The 16,618-nt window shown below is 34.1% G+C and carries 16 protein-coding genes; 6 read left to right on the plus strand and 10 right to left on the minus strand.

The window, feature by feature from the left end:
- The first annotated feature begins 8 nt into the window (after positions 1 to 8).
- The 3 genes from ACIDC4_RS15710 (at position 9) to ACIDC4_RS15720 (ending at position 2,975) form a co-directional block, all read left to right on the plus strand.
- Positions 9 to 656, plus strand: a complete 648-nt coding sequence (locus ACIDC4_RS15710) for a bifunctional 4-hydroxy-2-oxoglutarate aldolase/2-dehydro-3-deoxy-phosphogluconate aldolase (protein WP_412043493.1) — start codon at positions 9 to 11, stop codon at positions 654 to 656.
- A 4-nt stretch (positions 657 to 660) separates the two neighbouring features.
- Positions 661 to 1,776: a D-TA family PLP-dependent enzyme gene (locus ACIDC4_RS15715; RefSeq protein WP_412043494.1), complete on the plus strand. Its 1,116-nt coding sequence runs from the start codon at positions 661 to 663 to the stop codon at positions 1,774 to 1,776.
- Between the two features lie 128 nt (positions 1,777 to 1,904).
- Positions 1,905 to 2,975, plus strand: a complete 1,071-nt coding sequence (locus tag ACIDC4_RS15720; RefSeq protein WP_412043495.1) for a dipeptidase — start codon at positions 1,905 to 1,907, stop codon at positions 2,973 to 2,975.
- 217 nt (positions 2,976 to 3,192) lie between these two features.
- Here the strand turns inward: ACIDC4_RS15720 and ACIDC4_RS15725 are convergent, their stop codons facing one another.
- The gene (locus ACIDC4_RS15725) at positions 3,193 to 3,972 is read right to left on the minus strand and encodes a DeoR/GlpR family DNA-binding transcription regulator (RefSeq protein WP_412043496.1); all 780 of its coding nucleotides are present in this window, start codon (positions 3,970 to 3,972) and stop codon (positions 3,193 to 3,195) included.
- A 191-nt stretch (positions 3,973 to 4,163) separates the two neighbouring features.
- Between ACIDC4_RS15725 and ACIDC4_RS15730 the strand changes: the two genes are divergently transcribed.
- Positions 4,164 to 6,467, plus strand: coding sequence for a family 20 glycosylhydrolase (locus tag ACIDC4_RS15730; RefSeq protein WP_412043497.1), 2,304 nt, complete (start codon positions 4,164 to 4,166; stop codon positions 6,465 to 6,467).
- 67 nt (positions 6,468 to 6,534) lie between these two features.
- Here ACIDC4_RS15730 and ACIDC4_RS15735 read toward each other — a convergent pair whose 3' ends face one another.
- From ACIDC4_RS15735 to ACIDC4_RS15745, 3 genes are read right to left on the minus strand one after another with little or no spacing between them, the layout of a single operon-like run.
- Positions 6,535 to 7,281 (minus strand): succinate dehydrogenase/fumarate reductase iron-sulfur subunit, encoded by a 747-nt coding sequence (locus ACIDC4_RS15735; RefSeq protein ID WP_412043498.1) that lies wholly within the window; start codon positions 7,279 to 7,281, stop codon positions 6,535 to 6,537.
- Between the two features lie 47 nt (positions 7,282 to 7,328).
- Positions 7,329 to 9,329, minus strand: coding sequence for a fumarate reductase/succinate dehydrogenase flavoprotein subunit (locus ACIDC4_RS15740; protein WP_412043499.1), 2,001 nt, complete (start codon positions 9,327 to 9,329; stop codon positions 7,329 to 7,331).
- An 11-nt stretch (positions 9,330 to 9,340) separates the two neighbouring features.
- Complete coding sequence (locus tag ACIDC4_RS15745) at positions 9,341 to 10,006, minus strand: succinate dehydrogenase cytochrome b subunit (RefSeq protein ID WP_056248540.1); 666 nt, start codon at positions 10,004 to 10,006, stop codon at positions 9,341 to 9,343.
- A 356-nt stretch (positions 10,007 to 10,362) separates the two neighbouring features.
- Here ACIDC4_RS15745 and ACIDC4_RS15750 point away from each other — a divergent pair, with 356 nt between their 5' ends.
- On the plus strand, positions 10,363 to 11,724 hold the full coding sequence (locus ACIDC4_RS15750; protein WP_412043500.1) for a hydroxymethylglutaryl-CoA synthase family protein: 1,362 nt from the start codon (positions 10,363 to 10,365) through the stop codon (positions 11,722 to 11,724).
- A gap of 221 nt (positions 11,725 to 11,945) precedes the next feature.
- Here ACIDC4_RS15750 and ACIDC4_RS15755 read toward each other — a convergent pair whose 3' ends face one another.
- From ACIDC4_RS15755 to ACIDC4_RS15765, 3 genes are all read right to left on the minus strand, one after another.
- A complete protein-coding gene (locus ACIDC4_RS15755) occupies positions 11,946 to 12,128 on the minus strand; it encodes a hypothetical protein (RefSeq protein WP_412043501.1) in 183 nt (60 codons plus the stop codon).
- Between the two features lie 77 nt (positions 12,129 to 12,205).
- Positions 12,206 to 12,577: a hypothetical protein gene (locus ACIDC4_RS15760; protein WP_412043502.1), complete on the minus strand. Its 372-nt coding sequence runs from the start codon at positions 12,575 to 12,577 to the stop codon at positions 12,206 to 12,208.
- Between the two features lie 265 nt (positions 12,578 to 12,842).
- Positions 12,843 to 13,583, minus strand: coding sequence for a LytTR family transcriptional regulator DNA-binding domain-containing protein (locus ACIDC4_RS15765; RefSeq protein WP_412043503.1), 741 nt, complete (start codon positions 13,581 to 13,583; stop codon positions 12,843 to 12,845).
- Positions 13,584 to 13,867: 284 nt separating this feature from the next.
- On the opposite strand from ACIDC4_RS15765, the gene ACIDC4_RS15770 reads away from it, so the two are divergent.
- The gene (locus tag ACIDC4_RS15770) at positions 13,868 to 14,071 is read left to right on the plus strand and encodes a bacteriocin-like protein (protein ID WP_412043504.1); all 204 of its coding nucleotides are present in this window, start codon (positions 13,868 to 13,870) and stop codon (positions 14,069 to 14,071) included.
- Between the two features lie 73 nt (positions 14,072 to 14,144).
- Here the strand turns inward: ACIDC4_RS15770 and ACIDC4_RS15775 are convergent, their stop codons facing one another.
- The 3 genes from ACIDC4_RS15775 to ACIDC4_RS15785 are packed head-to-tail and all read right to left on the minus strand — an operon-like array spanning position 14,145 to position 16,611.
- Positions 14,145 to 14,582, minus strand: a complete 438-nt coding sequence (locus ACIDC4_RS15775; RefSeq protein ID WP_412043505.1) for a GNAT family N-acetyltransferase — start codon at positions 14,580 to 14,582, stop codon at positions 14,145 to 14,147.
- A gap of 38 nt (positions 14,583 to 14,620) precedes the next feature.
- Entirely contained in the window at positions 14,621 to 15,247 is a 627-nt protein-coding gene (locus ACIDC4_RS15780; protein ID WP_412043506.1) for a hypothetical protein, read from the minus strand.
- 8 nt (positions 15,248 to 15,255) lie between these two features.
- The gene (locus tag ACIDC4_RS15785; RefSeq protein ID WP_412043507.1) at positions 15,256 to 16,611 is read right to left on the minus strand and encodes a polymer-forming cytoskeletal protein; all 1,356 of its coding nucleotides are present in this window, start codon (positions 16,609 to 16,611) and stop codon (positions 15,256 to 15,258) included.
- Positions 16,612 to 16,618: the final 7 nt, after the last annotated feature.

The following is a 16,618-nucleotide window of genomic DNA, read 5'->3' on the forward strand; positions in this document are numbered from 1 at the left end:
TAAAGAATATGTACAGCATTTTAAAAGCACAAGGCGTACTACCATTAGTGACACAAATTAATATTGAAACCGCACAGATTGTATTGCAATCGGCGGCTGATGCTGGCATAAAAATTATCGAGTTTGCTGCTCGTGCAGATAATGCTAAAGAAGTTTTTACGCAAATGGTCGCCTTTAAAAAAGCGAATAATCTAAATGTAAAAATAGCTGTTGGATCTATTCTAAGCGTAGATGATGCCAAAGCATTTCATCTATTAGGTGCAGATTGTATTGTTTGCCCTCACACCGATTTAGAAATTGGCAATTACTGTTTTAAAAATAATATTTACTGGATTCCCGGAGCTGCGACATTAAACGAAATTCTTCACGCTAATAAACTAGGTGCCGAAATTGTAAAGCTTTTTCCAGCCGACAAAATTGGTGGTCCGGGATATGTAAAAGCAATTAGAGCTCCATTTCCGAATTTGAAAATTATGCCAACAGGAGGTGTAACTTTAGAAGAAAGCAACTTGAAATCCTGGTTCAAATCGGGAATTGTTTGCGTTGGAATTGGTTCTAATTTATTTTCAAAAGAAATGCTTTTGAACTTAAATTATGAGCAATCATTACAGGCTTTTCAAAGTTTAATTGAAGTGGTAGAAAAAATAAGAAACTAAAGTTATGCAAAACAATTGGTGGAAAATTAATTCCGAAATCCGCATTGATACGCCATTTTTAGCCGTTTACGAAGATCGTATTCAGGCAAATATCGAGCGTTTGATTGAATCAGTAAATGGTGATACTCAAAAATTGAGACCACACATCAAGACGCATAAAATTGGTGAGATTCTGGATTTATTTAAAACCTACAACATCAACAAAATTAAATGCGCTACCATTGCCGAAGCCGAACTTGGGGCAATTCACAAAATTGAAGACGTACTTCTCGCCTACCAACCTGTTGGTGTCAAAAAAGAAAGATGGATCGCATTGATTCAAAAATATCCAAATACTGCTTTTTCGACTATAGTTGACAATCTTGATTCGGCGAAAGCCTTAAATGAAATTGCAGAGAAAAGCAATTTAAAACTTACGGTTTATTTGGATTTAAATACGGGAATGAACAGAACCGGAATTTCGATTCATAAAAACTGGAGCGCTTTAATTGATGAAATTGCTACACTAAAAAATCTTCATTTTGCGGGAATTCATATTTACGACGGCCATTTAAAAGGTGATGTCAAAAAACGAACAGCTGTAGCTTCCAACTTATTTTTTAGTATAAATGAAGAAATTGAAAACATTGAGAAAAAACTGGGTTACGAACTAAAAATTGTTGCCGGAGGATCGAATACATTTCCGTTTTATGCGACTCAAAAAAATGTAGAATGCAGCCCGGGAACTTTTGTTTTTTGGGATTCAAATTACCAAATTCATTTACCGGAACAAAATTTTGAACCGGCGCTGGTTATTGTTGGAACCATAATTTCAAAACCAACCACTTCTACTTTTTGTATTGATATCGGATACAAAGCCGTAGCTTCTGAAAACACGATTGATAAAAGATTAGTGATTTTAAATGACGAAAATCTAATTCCGATCGCACATTCAGAAGAACATTTAATTATAGAAAACCAAGGAAAAAACGAGTATACAATTGGCGATACGATTTATGCCCAACCGTATCATGTTTGCCCAACTTGCGCACTTTACGATTTGGTTCAGGTGGTCAATGCGGCGCATGAAATTTGCGATCAATGGCAGGTTGTTGCCCGAAGCAGAAAAATTAATATCTAGCAGCAGAAAAAGGAGAATAAAGAAAAAAAGAATAGAAAAATAGAGCGAAGAAGAAAGAGAATAGACCTCATAATAACACTTGTAGAGAACCTGAGCCTTTGGACCTTTGTGCCTTAAAAAAAAATACTATGTTTATAATAGACGCCCATTTAGACCTGAGCATGAATGCGATGGAATGGAATCGAGATTTAAGAAATGACGTTCCCACTTTGCGCCATCTCGAAAAAGGAATGACGGACAAACCAGATCGCGAACGTGCAACGGTCTCATTTCCGGATTTGCGAAGAGGAAATATCGGAATTGTGGTTGCCACTCAAATTGCAAGATTTGTAAAACCGGACAGTATTATTCCGGGATGGAATTCTCCTGAACAAGCCTGGGCGCAAACTCAGGGACAATTGGCGTGGTACAAAGCAATGGAAGAAGCCGGCGAAATAACTTCAATTACCGATAAAAAATCGCTCCAGAAACAAATTGATTTATGGAATGACGGAACGCCAAACGATAAAAAAGCTATTGGTTATATTTTGAGTTTGGAAGGTGCCGATTCTATTATTGATGTTTCGTATTTAGAGAAAGCACACCATTACGGATTACGCGCGATTGGTCCTGCACATTATGGTCCGGGACGTTACGCAAACGGAACGGACGCAACGGGAAAAATGAATCAAAACGGTCTTGATTTATTAAAAGAAATGGAGCGCTTGAATATTATTCTGGATGCAACACATTTATGTGACGATGCTTTTTGGCAGGCATTAGATCATTATCACGGGCCAGTTTGGGCAAGTCATAACAATTGCAGAAGTCTGGTTGATCATAATCGCCAGTATAGTGATGAAATGATTCAGGCTTTAATTTCGAGAGGAGCAGTTATTGGCGGCGCTTTAGACGCTTGGATGTTAGTACCAAATTGGGAAAGAGGTGTTTCTACTCCGCAAGGTACCAATTGCAATCTGGAAACTGTTTTTAAACACATGGATCACATTTGCCAGTTGGCAGGAAATGCAAATCATATTGGTATAGGTTCCGATTTAGACGGCGCTTTCGGAACAGAACAAGGTCCGTATGATTTAGATACGATTGCTGATTTGCAAAAATTAGTTTTGATTTTTAAAGACAAAGGATATTCTGATGATGATTTAGATAAAATTTTTCACCAGAACTGGATTAATTTTTTAATGAAAAACTGGGATTAAATAGTATGACAAAAAATACCAAACTTATTTTTTTTGCCACTAATTTCTCGAATTTTCTCGAATTTCTATTTTGAAACTGCTTAAAAAAACTAACCGCAAATTTCACAGATTTACACAAATTTTTTAATCTGTACAACAAAAATAATTCGCGGTAATTCGAGAAATTCGTGGCAAACTTTTTATATTATTTTGGCTTGGTATTCGTCACAGAATCATATTAAATAAAAACTAAACTGGGAACTGCCTTCTTATACGATTGTAATTTTTCGTCACTGGGATCAACTTCCGTGACAACATAATCAACCTCAGATAAGTTGGCAATTTTCATTTTTAGAACTGTATCGAGTTTTTCAGAAATAGTCAGAATAGCTGTTTTTTCAGAAGCCTGAATCATTGCTTTTTTTACCTGAACGGTTTCCCAATCAGAGTCTGAGAATCCGCCTTCAATATCTAAAGCATTGGTTCCTAATATTAATAAATCGACTTTAATATTCGCCAATTGATTGTAGACATCGCCGCTCACACACATTTGGCTGTAAGAGGAAATACTGCCGCCAATCATGATAATTTTAACATTGGGTTTATCCAGAAGTTCAACAGCAGATAAAACGGTAACAGTAAAAATGGTCAGATTTAAATCATCAGGAATTAAGCGAATGAATTCGCGAATGGTAGTTCCGCCGCCAATTAATAAAACCATTCCGTCATGAAGTAAACCTAAAGTTTTTTGGGCAATAATTTGTTTTGATTCGCCTGCATAAGTTTGATTATTAGCCGAAGAATGGTGATAGGCCTTTGTCATCGCACCACCTTTTACCTTAATCAATAAAGATTCTGATTCAAGTTCATTAATATCACGTCTAACCGTATCTTCTGAAACAAATAATTTTGCTGAAAGTGTTTCAAAACTTACACGAGTATGCAAGTTTATTTCTTTTAAAATAAGATTTTTACGTTCTTCCTTAGTGTAATTAACCACTTCATTATCATTACTCATGCAAATTCAATTTTATTGAAGCAAATGTAAACATAAAATGCAATATTATTGCGAAACAAATTATAACACAATGTAATAAAAAAGTTAATTCGTCTATTTTAAAGACATTTAAGCATAAAATCATTTTGCAAAAAAAATGCAAACTAATTTACAAATCCTAAATTTGTTTAACAAACCAAAAAAAAACAACCATGCATAAAAGTTTATTACTCCTTTTACTATTTTGTTTTTCTTTCGCGAATGCCCAAACTTCTTTCGTAAACAATTCTATTATTCCTGCTCCCAATTCATACAAAGCAACCGGAGATAGTATTCGTTTAAACGGACAGATAAGGTTTACTTTCGAAAAAAATAAATTCAGCGCCAAAGAACTTAAAACCGCTCAAATTTTCGAGTCGGCTATAAACTCGAATACTTCAAACAAAAAAAGCAACATTGAAGTTTTGTTTGTTGCTAAAAATCCATCAACATCTTTAAAAAAGGAAGCGTATAAAATTGTTATTACTCCAAAAAAGATTACCGTTACCGGAAGTGAAGAAGGATTATTTTATGCCGTTCAGAGTTTGTTACAGCTTTTGCCCAATAAACCAAAGAATCAGGAAATAAAATTGCCTTGTGTTACTATCGAAGATGAGCCCAGATACAACTACCGCGGGCTTCACCTGGATGTTTGCCGTCATTTTTTCTCTGTCGATGTTATAAAAGATTTTATAGCACAAATGGCCAGTTATAAGTTAAACAACTTCCATTGGCACTTAACAGATGATCAGGGATGGAGAATTGAGATTAAAAAATATCCAAAACTGACAGAAGTAGGTTCGAAAAGAGCACAAACTTTAGTGGGAAATAAATTTGAAAGATCACCTTATTTTTTTGACGGAAATCCGTACGGAGGTTTTTATACTCAGGAAGAAATCACAGACGTGGTGACGTTTGCCGAAGATCATTATGTAAATATAATTCCTGAAATCGAAATGCCGGGGCATGCAACTGCAGCTGTTACAGCTTATCCTAATTTATCCTGTTTTCCGGATCGCCCTTATAAAGTGGTAGAATATTGGGGCGTTTTTGATGATATTTTCTGCGCCGGAAAAGAAGAAACTTTTACTTTCCTTGAAGATGTTTTGACAGAAGTTATGGCTTTGTTCCCAAGTAAATACATTCATATTGGCGGAGATGAATGCCCGAAAACAAGATGGAAAGAATGTCCGAATTGTCAAAAAAGAATCAAAGAATTAGGTTTAAAAAACGAACACGAATTACAAAGTTACCTGACAACCCGAATCGAGAAATTCCTCAATGAAAACGGAAGGCAAATTTTAGGATGGGATGAAATGCTCGAAGGCGGACTCGCGCCAAACGCAGCTGTAATGTCATGGCGAGGTGAATCTGGGGGAATTGCCGCTGCCAAACAAAAACACAATGTGATTATGAATCCGGAGCAGGTTTTGTATCTGGATTATAATCAAGGTTATTCACCGAATGAACCCTTAACAATTGGAAGATTAACCACAGTTGAAAAAATGTACAACTACAATCCAACTCCGGTTGATAGTTTAACCGTTGAGGAACAAAAATATATTATAGGCGTGCAATCTAATCTTTGGTCAGAATACTTAACAAGTCCTGCCAAACTGAATTATATGATTTATCCTCGTGTATTTGCTTTAGCCGAAATTGCCTGGACTGCACCTCAAAATAAAAATTTAAATCATTTTATTCTGAATCAAATTCCGTATCATTTAGAAAAACTGGAAGCACAGAAACGATTGTATAAAGTTCCAACACCTTTTGGCGCAAACGAAACGGCATTAATCGCGGATAAATATGTTTTGGATTTAAAGCCAACTATCAAAAGCGGACAAATATTTTATACTATTGATGGATACAATCCAGACGAAACTGCAGAACTTTACACAAAACCTGTCACAATAAACATTCCGAAAGGAGAATTCAGAATCATCAAAACGGTCCAGATTAGCCCAAGCGGAAGAAGAAGTTCTATAAATAAAATATTGGTTCGAAACCCGGATTTAAAATCGGCTCTAGCCATAAAACCAACCAAGAAAGGTTTAAAATTTGATTATTATACCGGAACATTATTTCAACAAACACAAGATTTAGAATTAGCAAAACCTGTGAATTCAGGGATTTTTGAAGGCGCCATAAGCAGTGAAAAATGGAAAACGAAAACAGAGCGTTATATCGGTTTAAAATTCGATGGTTATATCTATATTCCGGAAACGGCAAATTATACGATTTCGACGCTTTCAGACGACGGATCGAAGCTTTTTATCGATAATGAATTAGTAGTTAATAATGATGGTATTCATTGGCTCAACGAAGCTTATGGAGCGGTAAAACTTGAAAAAGGATTTCACAAAATCAACATTAGTTATTTTGACCAGATTGGAGGAACTACTTTAAGCTGTTTTATTCAGCAGGAAGGAAAGGAAAAACAAGAAATTAGCGGTTCGCAATTGTATTACGAATAAGATCATAAAAAAACGCATCAGCCGTGGCTGATGCGTTTTTTCTATTTAACTAAAAATGTTTTTTAGATTATCCTTTCAAACTTGCAGATAAATACTCACGGTTCATACGTGCGATATTTTCAAGTGAAATTCCTTTTGGACATTCAATTTCACAAGCTCCTGTATTTGTACAGTTACCAAAACCTTCTAAATCCATTTGGTGTACCATGTTTAAAACACGATCAACTGCTTCAACCTTACCCTGAGGTAATAATGCATATTGAGATACTTTTGCTCCAACGAACAACATTGCTGATCCGTTTTTACAAGTTGCAACACAAGCTCCACAACCAATACAAGCTGCAGCATCAAATGATTTATCTGCATCATGTTTGTTAATCGGAATTGTATTTGCATCAATTGTATTTCCTGAAGTATTTACCGAGATAAATCCTCCTGCGTGTTGAATTCTGTCTAAAGAACTTCTGTCAACAACTAAATCCTTAATTACAGGGAAAGCTTTTGCTCTAAATGGCTCGATAAAAATCGTATCGCCATCTTTAAACATACGCATGTGTAATTGGCAAGTAGTAACTCCTCTGTCTGGTCCGTGTGCTTCTCCGTTGATGAACAAAGAACACATTCCGCAGATTCCTTCACGACAATCGTGGTCAAATGCTACTGGCTCTTCTCCTTTATTGATCAATTGTTCGTTAAGAACATCAAGCATCTCAAGGAAAGACATATCTGGTTCGATTCCGTCGATTGGGTAATCAACAATTCCCCCTTTATCTTGGGCGTTTTTCTGACGCCATATTTTTAATGTAAGTTTCATTTTGTGTAAGTTTTAAGTATCAAGAAGTATCTGAACTTTCTTAAATACTATTTGTAGCTTCTTTGAACTAATTTAATGTTTTCGTAAACCAGAGGTTCTTTGTGTAATACTGCATCACTTGGTTTTCCTTTGTATTCCCAGGCTGCAACGTATGCAAAGTTTTCGTCATCACGAAGTGCTTCTCCTTCTTCAGTTTGGTATTCTTCACGGAAGTGACCTCCACAAGACTCATTACGGTGTAATGCATCTTTAGCGAATAATTCTCCTAACTCTAAGAAATCGGCAACACGAGTCGCTTTCTCTAATTCCTGATTAAATTCGTTTGCGCTTCCAGGAACTTTTACATCTTTATAAAACTCTTCACGTAAAGCAGCAATTTCTTCGATAGCTTCGGCTAAACCTTTAGCATTACGAGCCATACCAACTTTATCCCACATAATTTTTCCTAATTTCTTGTGGAAATAATCTACAGAATGAGTTCCTTTATTATTGATAAATCTGTCGATTTGATCTTTTACTTCTTTTTCTGCTGCTACGAATTCTGGTAAATCTGTAGAAATTTCTCCCATCTTAATATCCGGAGCTAAGTAATCTCCAATAGTATAAGGTAATACGAAATATCCATCAGCTAAACCTTGCATTAAAGCAGAAGCTCCAAGTCTGTTTGCTCCGTGATCAGAGAAGTTAGATTCTCCAATTGAGAAACATCCCGGAATTGTAGTCATTAAGTTATAATCAACCCAGGTTCCACCCATTGTGTAGTGAACCGCAGGGTAAATCATCATTGGCGTTGTATAAGGATCTTCGTCGACGATTTTGTAATACATCTGGAATAAGTTTCCGTATTTACTTTTCACGATTTCAGCTCCTAATTTTGTTACCAAAGCAGCATCATTAGCATCTAAACCTTTTACGAAAGCTTCTTCAGTTCCGTAACGTTTGATAGCCGCAGCGAAATCTAAGTAAACAGCTTCTCCAGTTTTGTTAACTCCAAAACCGGCATCACATCTTTCTTTTGCAGCACGAGATGCAACATCACGAGGTACTAAGTTACCAAAAGCAGGATATCTTCTTTCTAAGAAATAATCTCTTTCAGCTTCAGATAAATCAGTTGCTTTTTTCTTTCCTTCACGAATCGCTTTTGCATCTTCTTGTTTTGCAGGAACCCAAATACGACCGTCATTACGTAACGATTCAGACATCAAAGTCAGTTTTGACTGGTGATCTCCAGAAACCGGAATACATGTTGGGTGAATTTGTGTGTAACAAGGATTTGCGAAAAATGCTCCTTTTTTATGAATTTTCCAAGCTGCTGTTGCGTTACTTCCCATAGCATTTGTTGACAAGAAAAATACGTTTCCGTATCCTCCTGAACCTACTACCACTGCGTGAGCAGAATGTCTTTCGATTTCTCCGGTAATTAAGTTACGAGCGATAATACCTCTCGCTTTTCCGTTCACGATTACAATGTCAAGCATTTCGTGACGGTTGTACATTTTTATTTTTCCACGACCAATCTGACGGTTCATTGCAGAATAAGCTCCTAACAATAATTGTTGTCCGGTTTGTCCTTGTGCATAAAAAGTACGGGAAACTAAAGTTCCTCCAAAAGAACGGTTATCTAAAAGTCCGCCATATTCACGAGCCAATGGTACTCCTTGAGCCACACACTGGTCAATAATATTAGCAGAAACTTCAGCCAAACGGTGAACGTTTGCCTCACGTGCACGGTAGTCACCCCCTTTTACAGTATCATAAAATAATCTGTAAACTGAGTCACCGTCACCTTTATAATTTTTTGCTGCATTGATACCACCTTGTGCAGCAATAGAGTGCGCACGTCTTGGTGAATCCTGAAAACAAAATGCTTTTACGTTATATCCCTGCTCAGCCAAAGTAGCCGCAGCTGAACCTCCAGCCAAACCTGTACCAACAATGATAATATCTAAATTACGTTTGTTTGCCGGGTTTACTAAATTAATATGATCTTTATAATCTGTCCATTTGTCCGATATTGGGCCGTGTGGAATTTTTGAATCTAATGCCATTATAATTTATATTAATTATTGAAATGATGAAATAATGCGATAATTACGAAAAGTGCCGGTACTACAACTGCAAAACCGTAACCTACTTTACTTAAAAATCTTGAATACTTATTGTGCATCCCCATTGACTGAAGAGATGAACCGAATCCGTGCCAAAGGTGAAAACCTAATAACACAAATGATATACAATACAATCCTGTACGAATTGGATCATGAAATTTATGCACTAACTCTCCATAATACCTTGTAGCATCTGGCGTAGCACCTGCAATATATTTGTAGTTAACCTCCGGAAACCAGAAATCATAAAAATGCAATCCTAAGAAAGCCAAAATAACTAATCCAGAAATAATCATATTTCTAGAACTCCATGAAGCATTTGCAGCTCCGTTGTATTTTGCATATGCAATTGGTCTAGCAGCAGTATTTTGAGCAGTCAATACGAATCCCATAACGAAATGGAAGATTACTCCGATTGCCAAAACTGGTTGCATTACATATTGAATCAGCGGATTGTATCCCATAAAGTGAGATGCTTCGTTAAAAACATTTTCACTAATAATAGAAATAAAATTTAAGGAAACATGCAGCGCTAAAAACGTGATTAAGAATATTCCCGAAAGGGCCATAGCCACTTTCTTTAAGATGGAAGCATTCAATAGTGCAGATTGTGCCATAATTGTTTAAGTAGTTTGTTTTAAAAAATTACACAAAAATAACTCAATTAACAAAGAACTACAACCATTTCGCTGTTATTTATAATGATTTTAAAATAGACTACGTAATACGTATTTTTACGTATGAACAATGTTGTATCCCAAATTATTTCATTATAAAAACTAACAAAAGTGTCATTTAACCAAATTTTCAGCATAATAACGAGCTTATCAATAGATAAAAGTTTGTCATATTATTATTTTAAGTAAACTTTTAATTTGTTTTCTTCAAAAGTTACTACCTACCGAAATTTTATAAGGTTAAAAAATTGTCATTCCACAACATAATTTTACCTTTATCGGCTTAAAATTTAATAATGAAAACAGGAATTGACGCTATCTCTTTTGATGTAGCCAACATACATTTACCCATAAAAACTTTGGCTGTTGCCAGAAATATTGAACCCGAAAAATTAGAAAAAGGTCTTGGATTAATAAAAATGACTTTACCGGACGTTCATCAGGACGCGGTGGTTTTTGGAGCAAACGCTCTGACAAAACTTATTCTCGAGAACGAAATAAACCTAAACGAAGTTAGCCGGATTTATGTTGGAACCGAAAGCGGAATCGACAGTTCTAAACCAATTAGTTCTTTTTTAATTAGTTTAATGGAACAAAAATTCGGCGAAGATTCTCTTGCCGAATGTGATGTTGTCGATTTTACTTTTGCCTGTATTGGCGGTGTTGATGCTTTGCAAAACTGTATCGACTTTGTAAAACTGAATCCAACCAAAAAAGCAATTGTTGTTACTACAGATTTTGCCAAATACGATTTAAATTCTACCGGAGAATACACACAAGGAGCCGGAGCATTGGCAATGTTGGTAGCTTCAAGCCCAAGAATTATTGCTTTTGATGAAAATTGGGCAACAAGCACAAAAGGTGTTTTCGATTTTTTCAAACCTTACAGAACTATATCTAAAGAAGCAATTACCAAAAACGAAAGCAACGATCCGTGGTTTGATAATTTAGAAGCCGAAATAGAAATTCATAAAGATCAACCGGTTTTTGATGGTCAATATTCGAATCAATGTTATATGGATCGTACACGAAATGCGTACTTTTCGTTTAAGAAACTAAAAAACACTACCGAAATTTTATATAATTCCTGGAACAGCATTATTATGCATCTTCCGTACTCTTTTCAGGGACGCAGAATGTTGTCTGAAATTTATGCTTTAGATCACGCTGATAAAATTATTGTAGAAAATATCGAACCGGCAGATTATCAAACTAAAATTAAGGAAGTTGGAAAATCTGATGAATACAGAAAATTTGTAACAGAGAAATTACAGCCTGCAGAATTGGCTTCCTCTTTAATAGGAAACCTTTACACAGGATCTATTTTTATGGGATTATTATCAACTTTGGCTCATTATTATGATACCAAACAGGAAGTTGCCGGAACAAAATTTGGATTTCTTGCTTACGGAAGCGGATCGAAATCGAAAGTTTTTGAAGGAACGATTCAACCCGAATGGCAATCGGCTTTAGCCAAAACCAAACTTTTTGAAAACTTAGCAGAAAGCGTGGAAATTGGTTTTGAAACTTACGAAAGTCTTCATAAAAAAGAACAAAAACAAAGTGTAAGAACTCCTAAAAATGAATGGGTTTTAGATCGAATCGAAAAAGAAATTCCTGTTTTGATTGGGGCGAGATATTATAAATGGATTGAGTAATTAAATTCCTCCCGATAGCTATCGGGACCAAATTCCAATAAAAACCGAAGCAGAATTGCTTCGGTTTTTTTATTAGCACAATCTTGTCATCCTGAGCGAAGTCGAAGGACACGCAAGTAGCTCGACAATGTAAATCTCTTTGTGTTAATTTCGTACGTATCCTTCGACTTCGCTCAGGAGGACATACTGTATGTTTAAAAGATCTTTTCGCAGAAAAACATTCAATCCTTTTTATGCTGCTCTGTATAATTCTGATTTCCTTTAAGTGCTTCATCATGCACATTCATTCCGTTTGACATTCCGAGCATAAAAGCGGTTATAATTACTATGAGTTTTCTTTTTACCCAATAAAGAACTGGCCGCTTAGATTGCTCTAAACGTTTTTTATTATTTTGTTTATACATTTTGAAAATGATAAATGATTAAACATTATTTTATCATCGTATACGCTGAAACGCATACTATTTAGAAAATAAATTCTCTAAATGTTGTATAAACTTTTGCGGTAATTATTTGAAGTGATTATTTCGTTTACAAAAACAGATTGTTTTATTAATGAATTTATTCTTTGATGAAGAAGTGCCCGTGTTTTTTGAAAAACCTGAATTTGAAGACTAAAAACTACTGCAAACTCAAGAAATTTTACAGGAATTAAAAATGAACTTTTTATTCTGGAAACAAATTGACTGAATGTATATAAACGAGAATTTTTAAAATCTAATTCTGTCTTTAGAATTACATAAGAAGATTGATAATAATCGGCTGATTTTGATTGAGAAACTAAAGTACCATCACTTGCAATCACGACAAAAGCGAGAAAGAGTGAGATTAGATATTTTAGATATTTATTCAATTTATTCTGTTTGATTTTATCAGCTAAACGAAAGTACAAATTAAAACAAAACCTACAATTTTGTAAACTGTTTTTGTTTATTGGTTTTTATTTCGATAAAGCAAAAGTCCCAATCCTGAAGTAAAAACCATACAAATCAGCAACTTAAGTTGTTTTGTTGTCATAATTTATGTTTTAAATTGATGAGACAAAACTACTATAGAGATATTTCTTAACAGCTTATTTTATTGAGTTTGGTACAAAACTATCGGTTTTAGATACAGAATTATAATGCCAATAAAGTTTCTTTATAGTTTTTAGAAACCGGAAGTTCTATTTGGGTTAGAATTATTGTATTTGGATTTCTCCAGGACTTAAAATGCGCAGGATTTATTAAATGAGAACGATGTATCTGCATTAAAAAATCAAAATCTTCCTGGACTTTTTTAAGCGAAGACCGAATCAATTTTGACACGAGTTTACCGTTCTCGATATAAAAAATCTCTACATAATTTTGAGCATTTGAAACACAAACCAAATCGTCTTTTTTGATTTTTAAAACATCCAGTTTATTTTCTCCCCTAAAATTCAAAATATCTTCTTTTAAAAGAATCAGTTTAATCAAATACCTTCTTGCCAGAATAATCACAGGAGTTAAAATCAAGGCAACTTTAATAAATATTACAACAAAGAACTCTTCAAAACCATATCCTCCATTTAAAATCGGACTTTTATAATAGGCGTAAATTCCAAAAAAATAAATCACATAAAAAAACAGCAGACTAATTACTTCATAATTTATATTCCATTTTGATATTTTCTCATAAACACTTTTTTGAAGAACGGCGAGAATAGCATAACATAAAAAAGCCATTACACTAAAACCAAAACTGATTAAAAACCAAGCTCTCAAATTTATTGTTCCGTCATCAAAAGGTTTTATGATGAAAGCAAAAATAAAAAGCCATAAAGCGATTAGCAAACCCACTATTAAATTATGTTTTATGGACATGTTGAGTTGTTTCATTTTCTTAAAGCGATTATTAACATACAATATTAGACTTAAATTCAACTTGTTTCAAGTAAGATTTATCAGTTTTCCACTTTTTTCAAGATCAACAATTACCAAAATACAAAAGAAGTAAAATACCACAAACTAATTTTTAAAAAGAAGAATTTTATATCGTATTAAAAAAATAAAACAGGGCTTCAAGCATTTCTGTAAGTATTTATTTAAAAATAATTTGTATTTTTATCACAGTCGTATCCGAAAAACTTATAGAGTAGGAAAACCCAAAAAACAAATTAACTATGAAAAATTTACAAAATTTATCAAAATTGCAAAAATTATCAAAAGAAGAATTGAAATCAATTAACGGTGGTAATGGCACACCCTGTGAACCATGGCCGCTATGTAACGGTCAAGGAGTCGATTTTTATGCAATAAACTCATGTGGTTGGTATTTATACAAAACATCAACAAGTAGCACCTGTATGGAATATGGAGCAGTATAAGCATTAATTTATTAAAACTGCTATCCTGGTCGATAGCAGTTTTTTTTATGTTCAATTTTTCATCGCTCGAAAGTTACTTATAAATAGTAAATTTATTATGCGTTAAACCAAAACCAAGATTCTCGTAGATAAGCACATTTTCTACCCGTCTTTTATTTGTTGTAACTTCTATACTTTTCAGGTTATTTTGATCAGCATAATTCATGATTTTTTCGATCAATTGTTTACCAACGCCTTGACCGCGATAGCTTTGATGGATAAAAAACCCCTGAATCTCGCCCACTAATCCGCAATGATGAAGAAGGTTTTGGGTATGAAAACTAATAAAACCTACGCCTTCATTCTGGTTTTCTGCGAGTAAATATAAATTCTTTGGGTTGGAGATATTTTCATTGAAAATTTTCTTGAAAACTTCAAAATCTAAAACTTCACTTTCGAGTTCGCAAATTGCTTTGTAAACAAAGTCCAGGTCTTGTTTTTCTACTCTCCTGATTTTAATATCTAATTCCATAATTTAATAAATTACCAAACAAAAATATTATTAATTTGTTAGTACATTGGCGAAAGCTTTCCACCATTATTAAAGGCCTTTTTTAACTCTTCAAGATTTGCTAACCATTCAATAGTTATAAATTTTGAACAATCATTTTTCAATTCATTAGACCAGTCAATTAAAATAGCTGCGCCATCATTTTTAATTTCATCTTTAGCAAATTGATATGTTTTATTAAAATATGCCGCTGCTTCTCCCCTAAGATCAAAAGACACATATTTTGTTTTTGAAAAAACTGCACATAACGAAAGTCGTTTTCTCTCACTCGTATCAAGTTTTTTTACTTTGTCTTTTTTTGTAAAATCATCGACTTCGAAAATTCTCGATACTGAGTTTTTTAGATTTGCATTTCTTTTTAAATACCCGCCCACACTCATCGGATTAAATATTCTTTTTAGTGCTGATTCTTCGATTGGTCTTGCAAAAGTCAACGGTTTTATTACTTTTACATTCTCATGATGTGCTTTTCCTGCAAAAATAGCTACCAATTGCTCTTTCAGATCATCAAAATGAGCTCCTCCTTCTAAATAGACAATAACCAACTCTCCTTCTCTTAATTCAAAAGGCGGTATAAAATAATGATCTGTCTTGATTCCTTTACTTTCAATTATAAGGTCCTTCATAATATCTTTTACAAATACTCATTCAACTCAAGACGCTCAAATTTAACCTTGTATTTCTGAACGTAATTATTCCATTCTTGTTTATGATTTTCATTATTATAAATTGCCGCTGCATAATCAACAACTTCTTTACTAAAATGATTTCCAAAAATAGCATCTAAATTCTCTATTCCAGTATCTACAATTCGTTTTAAAATTGATAATTTATCTTTCCCATTTTCTTTACAAGCTTTATCAAGCCATAATCCTTTGCCCATTTTCACATATTCTTCAAGCAAAGTATCAGTAATAAATTCAAAAGGAACATCATTTATGTCGGGTTCGTGTTCGCCGTTTTTGAATGTCGTTAAAATCAATTCTTCCGAATAAAATTCATTCGGGATAAGCGAAATCAGTGTTCCGCTTTGAGCCGCTTTTAGACAAAGTTCTTTTGTTATAAATTTATCCGGTATTTTCTGAATAGCAAAGCCATTTTTTTCTACTAATCTTTCGCAAAGTTCGGGCGTAATAAATTCCGGATCAACATAAGGCAATGCGTGAAAAGTAATATCTAATGCCAACTTAATAAGTTCAGCAGTTTTAAATTCCTTCGGAACCAATTTTAGATCTCTATAATTTAACTTTACTCTCTTTTGCCAATATTCATAGTTTTTCGACGGCGGATTATTTTGTTTTAAAACCAACTCTCCACTTTCTAATTCGCGTTTTAATTCTTCGAAGGTTTCGATCAAAGGATTTTTGAGATGTTTGCGCAACTCGGTTGAGATAATATATTCTTCGCTTTCATCATCATATTCACAACTATTTTTAGCATCAAAATCATCTGTTTTATCGTTATAATAAAACAAATCGTTTTTTCGATCTGCAAATGTAGTATAATGATCATCGACTATAAAAACGGGAGCTTCAATAATGCCCGAGCATTTAAAATTTCCGTGATTATACGACGTCATTACCACTTCCTGAGCTTTTACATTACCGGTTATTTCGACATATGAACCGCCTAATAATAAACTTTGACAAGTTACATTTCCATTAATAAAAACATAAGGCCCGTAATCACCTTCGGCATTTATAATTGTTCCGGTTGTCGAGAAATTTCCGTTTATTAAAATTCCTTCGATTCTTATTTTCTCCATTTCTTTTAATGAAAGATTTAAGATCTTGCCAAGCCATTTTTTCTCTTTATCTTCATAAAGATCCAGATAGAAGTTGCCTTTTAAATCAACATCTTCGTTTGCAACCAAAAAGAAATCTTCGTCGTTCCATTCATCGAAATAATCAAATCCTTCATGATCAATTAGAAACGGAAATTGGGATTTTACTTCTTTTATTGTTATTAGTTTAAAGTTTGAATGCTGCATTTTATTA

Origin of the sequence: Flavobacterium sp. C3NV (assembly GCF_046825355.2) — a bacterium.
Taxonomy (GTDB): domain Bacteria; phylum Bacteroidota; class Bacteroidia; order Flavobacteriales; family Flavobacteriaceae; genus Flavobacterium.

What these genes read in the sequence shown, in the direction of transcription:
- ACIDC4_RS15710 (WP_412043493.1), top strand. Translation starts at nt 9, where the DNA reads ATGTACAGCATTTTAAAAGCACAAGGCGTACTACCATTAGTGACACAA.
- ACIDC4_RS15715 (WP_412043494.1), top strand. Translation starts at nt 661, where the DNA reads ATGCAAAACAATTGGTGGAAAATTAATTCCGAAATCCGCATTGATACG.
- ACIDC4_RS15720 (WP_412043495.1), top strand. Translation starts at nt 1,905, where the DNA reads ATGTTTATAATAGACGCCCATTTAGACCTGAGCATGAATGCGATGGAA.
- ACIDC4_RS15725 (WP_412043496.1), bottom strand. Translation starts at nt 3,972, where the DNA reads ATGAGTAATGATAATGAAGTGGTTAATTACACTAAGGAAGAACGTAAA.
- ACIDC4_RS15730 (WP_412043497.1), top strand. Translation starts at nt 4,164, where the DNA reads ATGCATAAAAGTTTATTACTCCTTTTACTATTTTGTTTTTCTTTCGCG.
- ACIDC4_RS15735 (WP_412043498.1), bottom strand. Translation starts at nt 7,281, where the DNA reads ATGAAACTTACATTAAAAATATGGCGTCAGAAAAACGCCCAAGATAAA.
- ACIDC4_RS15740 (WP_412043499.1), bottom strand. Translation starts at nt 9,329, where the DNA reads ATGGCATTAGATTCAAAAATTCCACACGGCCCAATATCGGACAAATGG.
- ACIDC4_RS15745 (WP_056248540.1), bottom strand. Translation starts at nt 10,006, where the DNA reads ATGGCACAATCTGCACTATTGAATGCTTCCATCTTAAAGAAAGTGGCT.
- ACIDC4_RS15750 (WP_412043500.1), top strand. Translation starts at nt 10,363, where the DNA reads ATGAAAACAGGAATTGACGCTATCTCTTTTGATGTAGCCAACATACAT.
- ACIDC4_RS15755 (WP_412043501.1), bottom strand. Translation starts at nt 12,128, where the DNA reads ATGTATAAACAAAATAATAAAAAACGTTTAGAGCAATCTAAGCGGCCA.
- ACIDC4_RS15765 (WP_412043503.1), bottom strand. Translation starts at nt 13,583, where the DNA reads ATGAAACAACTCAACATGTCCATAAAACATAATTTAATAGTGGGTTTG.
- ACIDC4_RS15770 (WP_412043504.1), top strand. Translation starts at nt 13,868, where the DNA reads ATGAAAAATTTACAAAATTTATCAAAATTGCAAAAATTATCAAAAGAA.
- ACIDC4_RS15775 (WP_412043505.1), bottom strand. Translation starts at nt 14,582, where the DNA reads ATGGAATTAGATATTAAAATCAGGAGAGTAGAAAAACAAGACCTGGAC.
- ACIDC4_RS15780 (WP_412043506.1), bottom strand. Translation starts at nt 15,247, where the DNA reads ATGAAGGACCTTATAATTGAAAGTAAAGGAATCAAGACAGATCATTAT.
- ACIDC4_RS15785 (WP_412043507.1), bottom strand. Translation starts at nt 16,611, where the DNA reads ATGCAGCATTCAAACTTTAAACTAATAACAATAAAAGAAGTAAAATCC.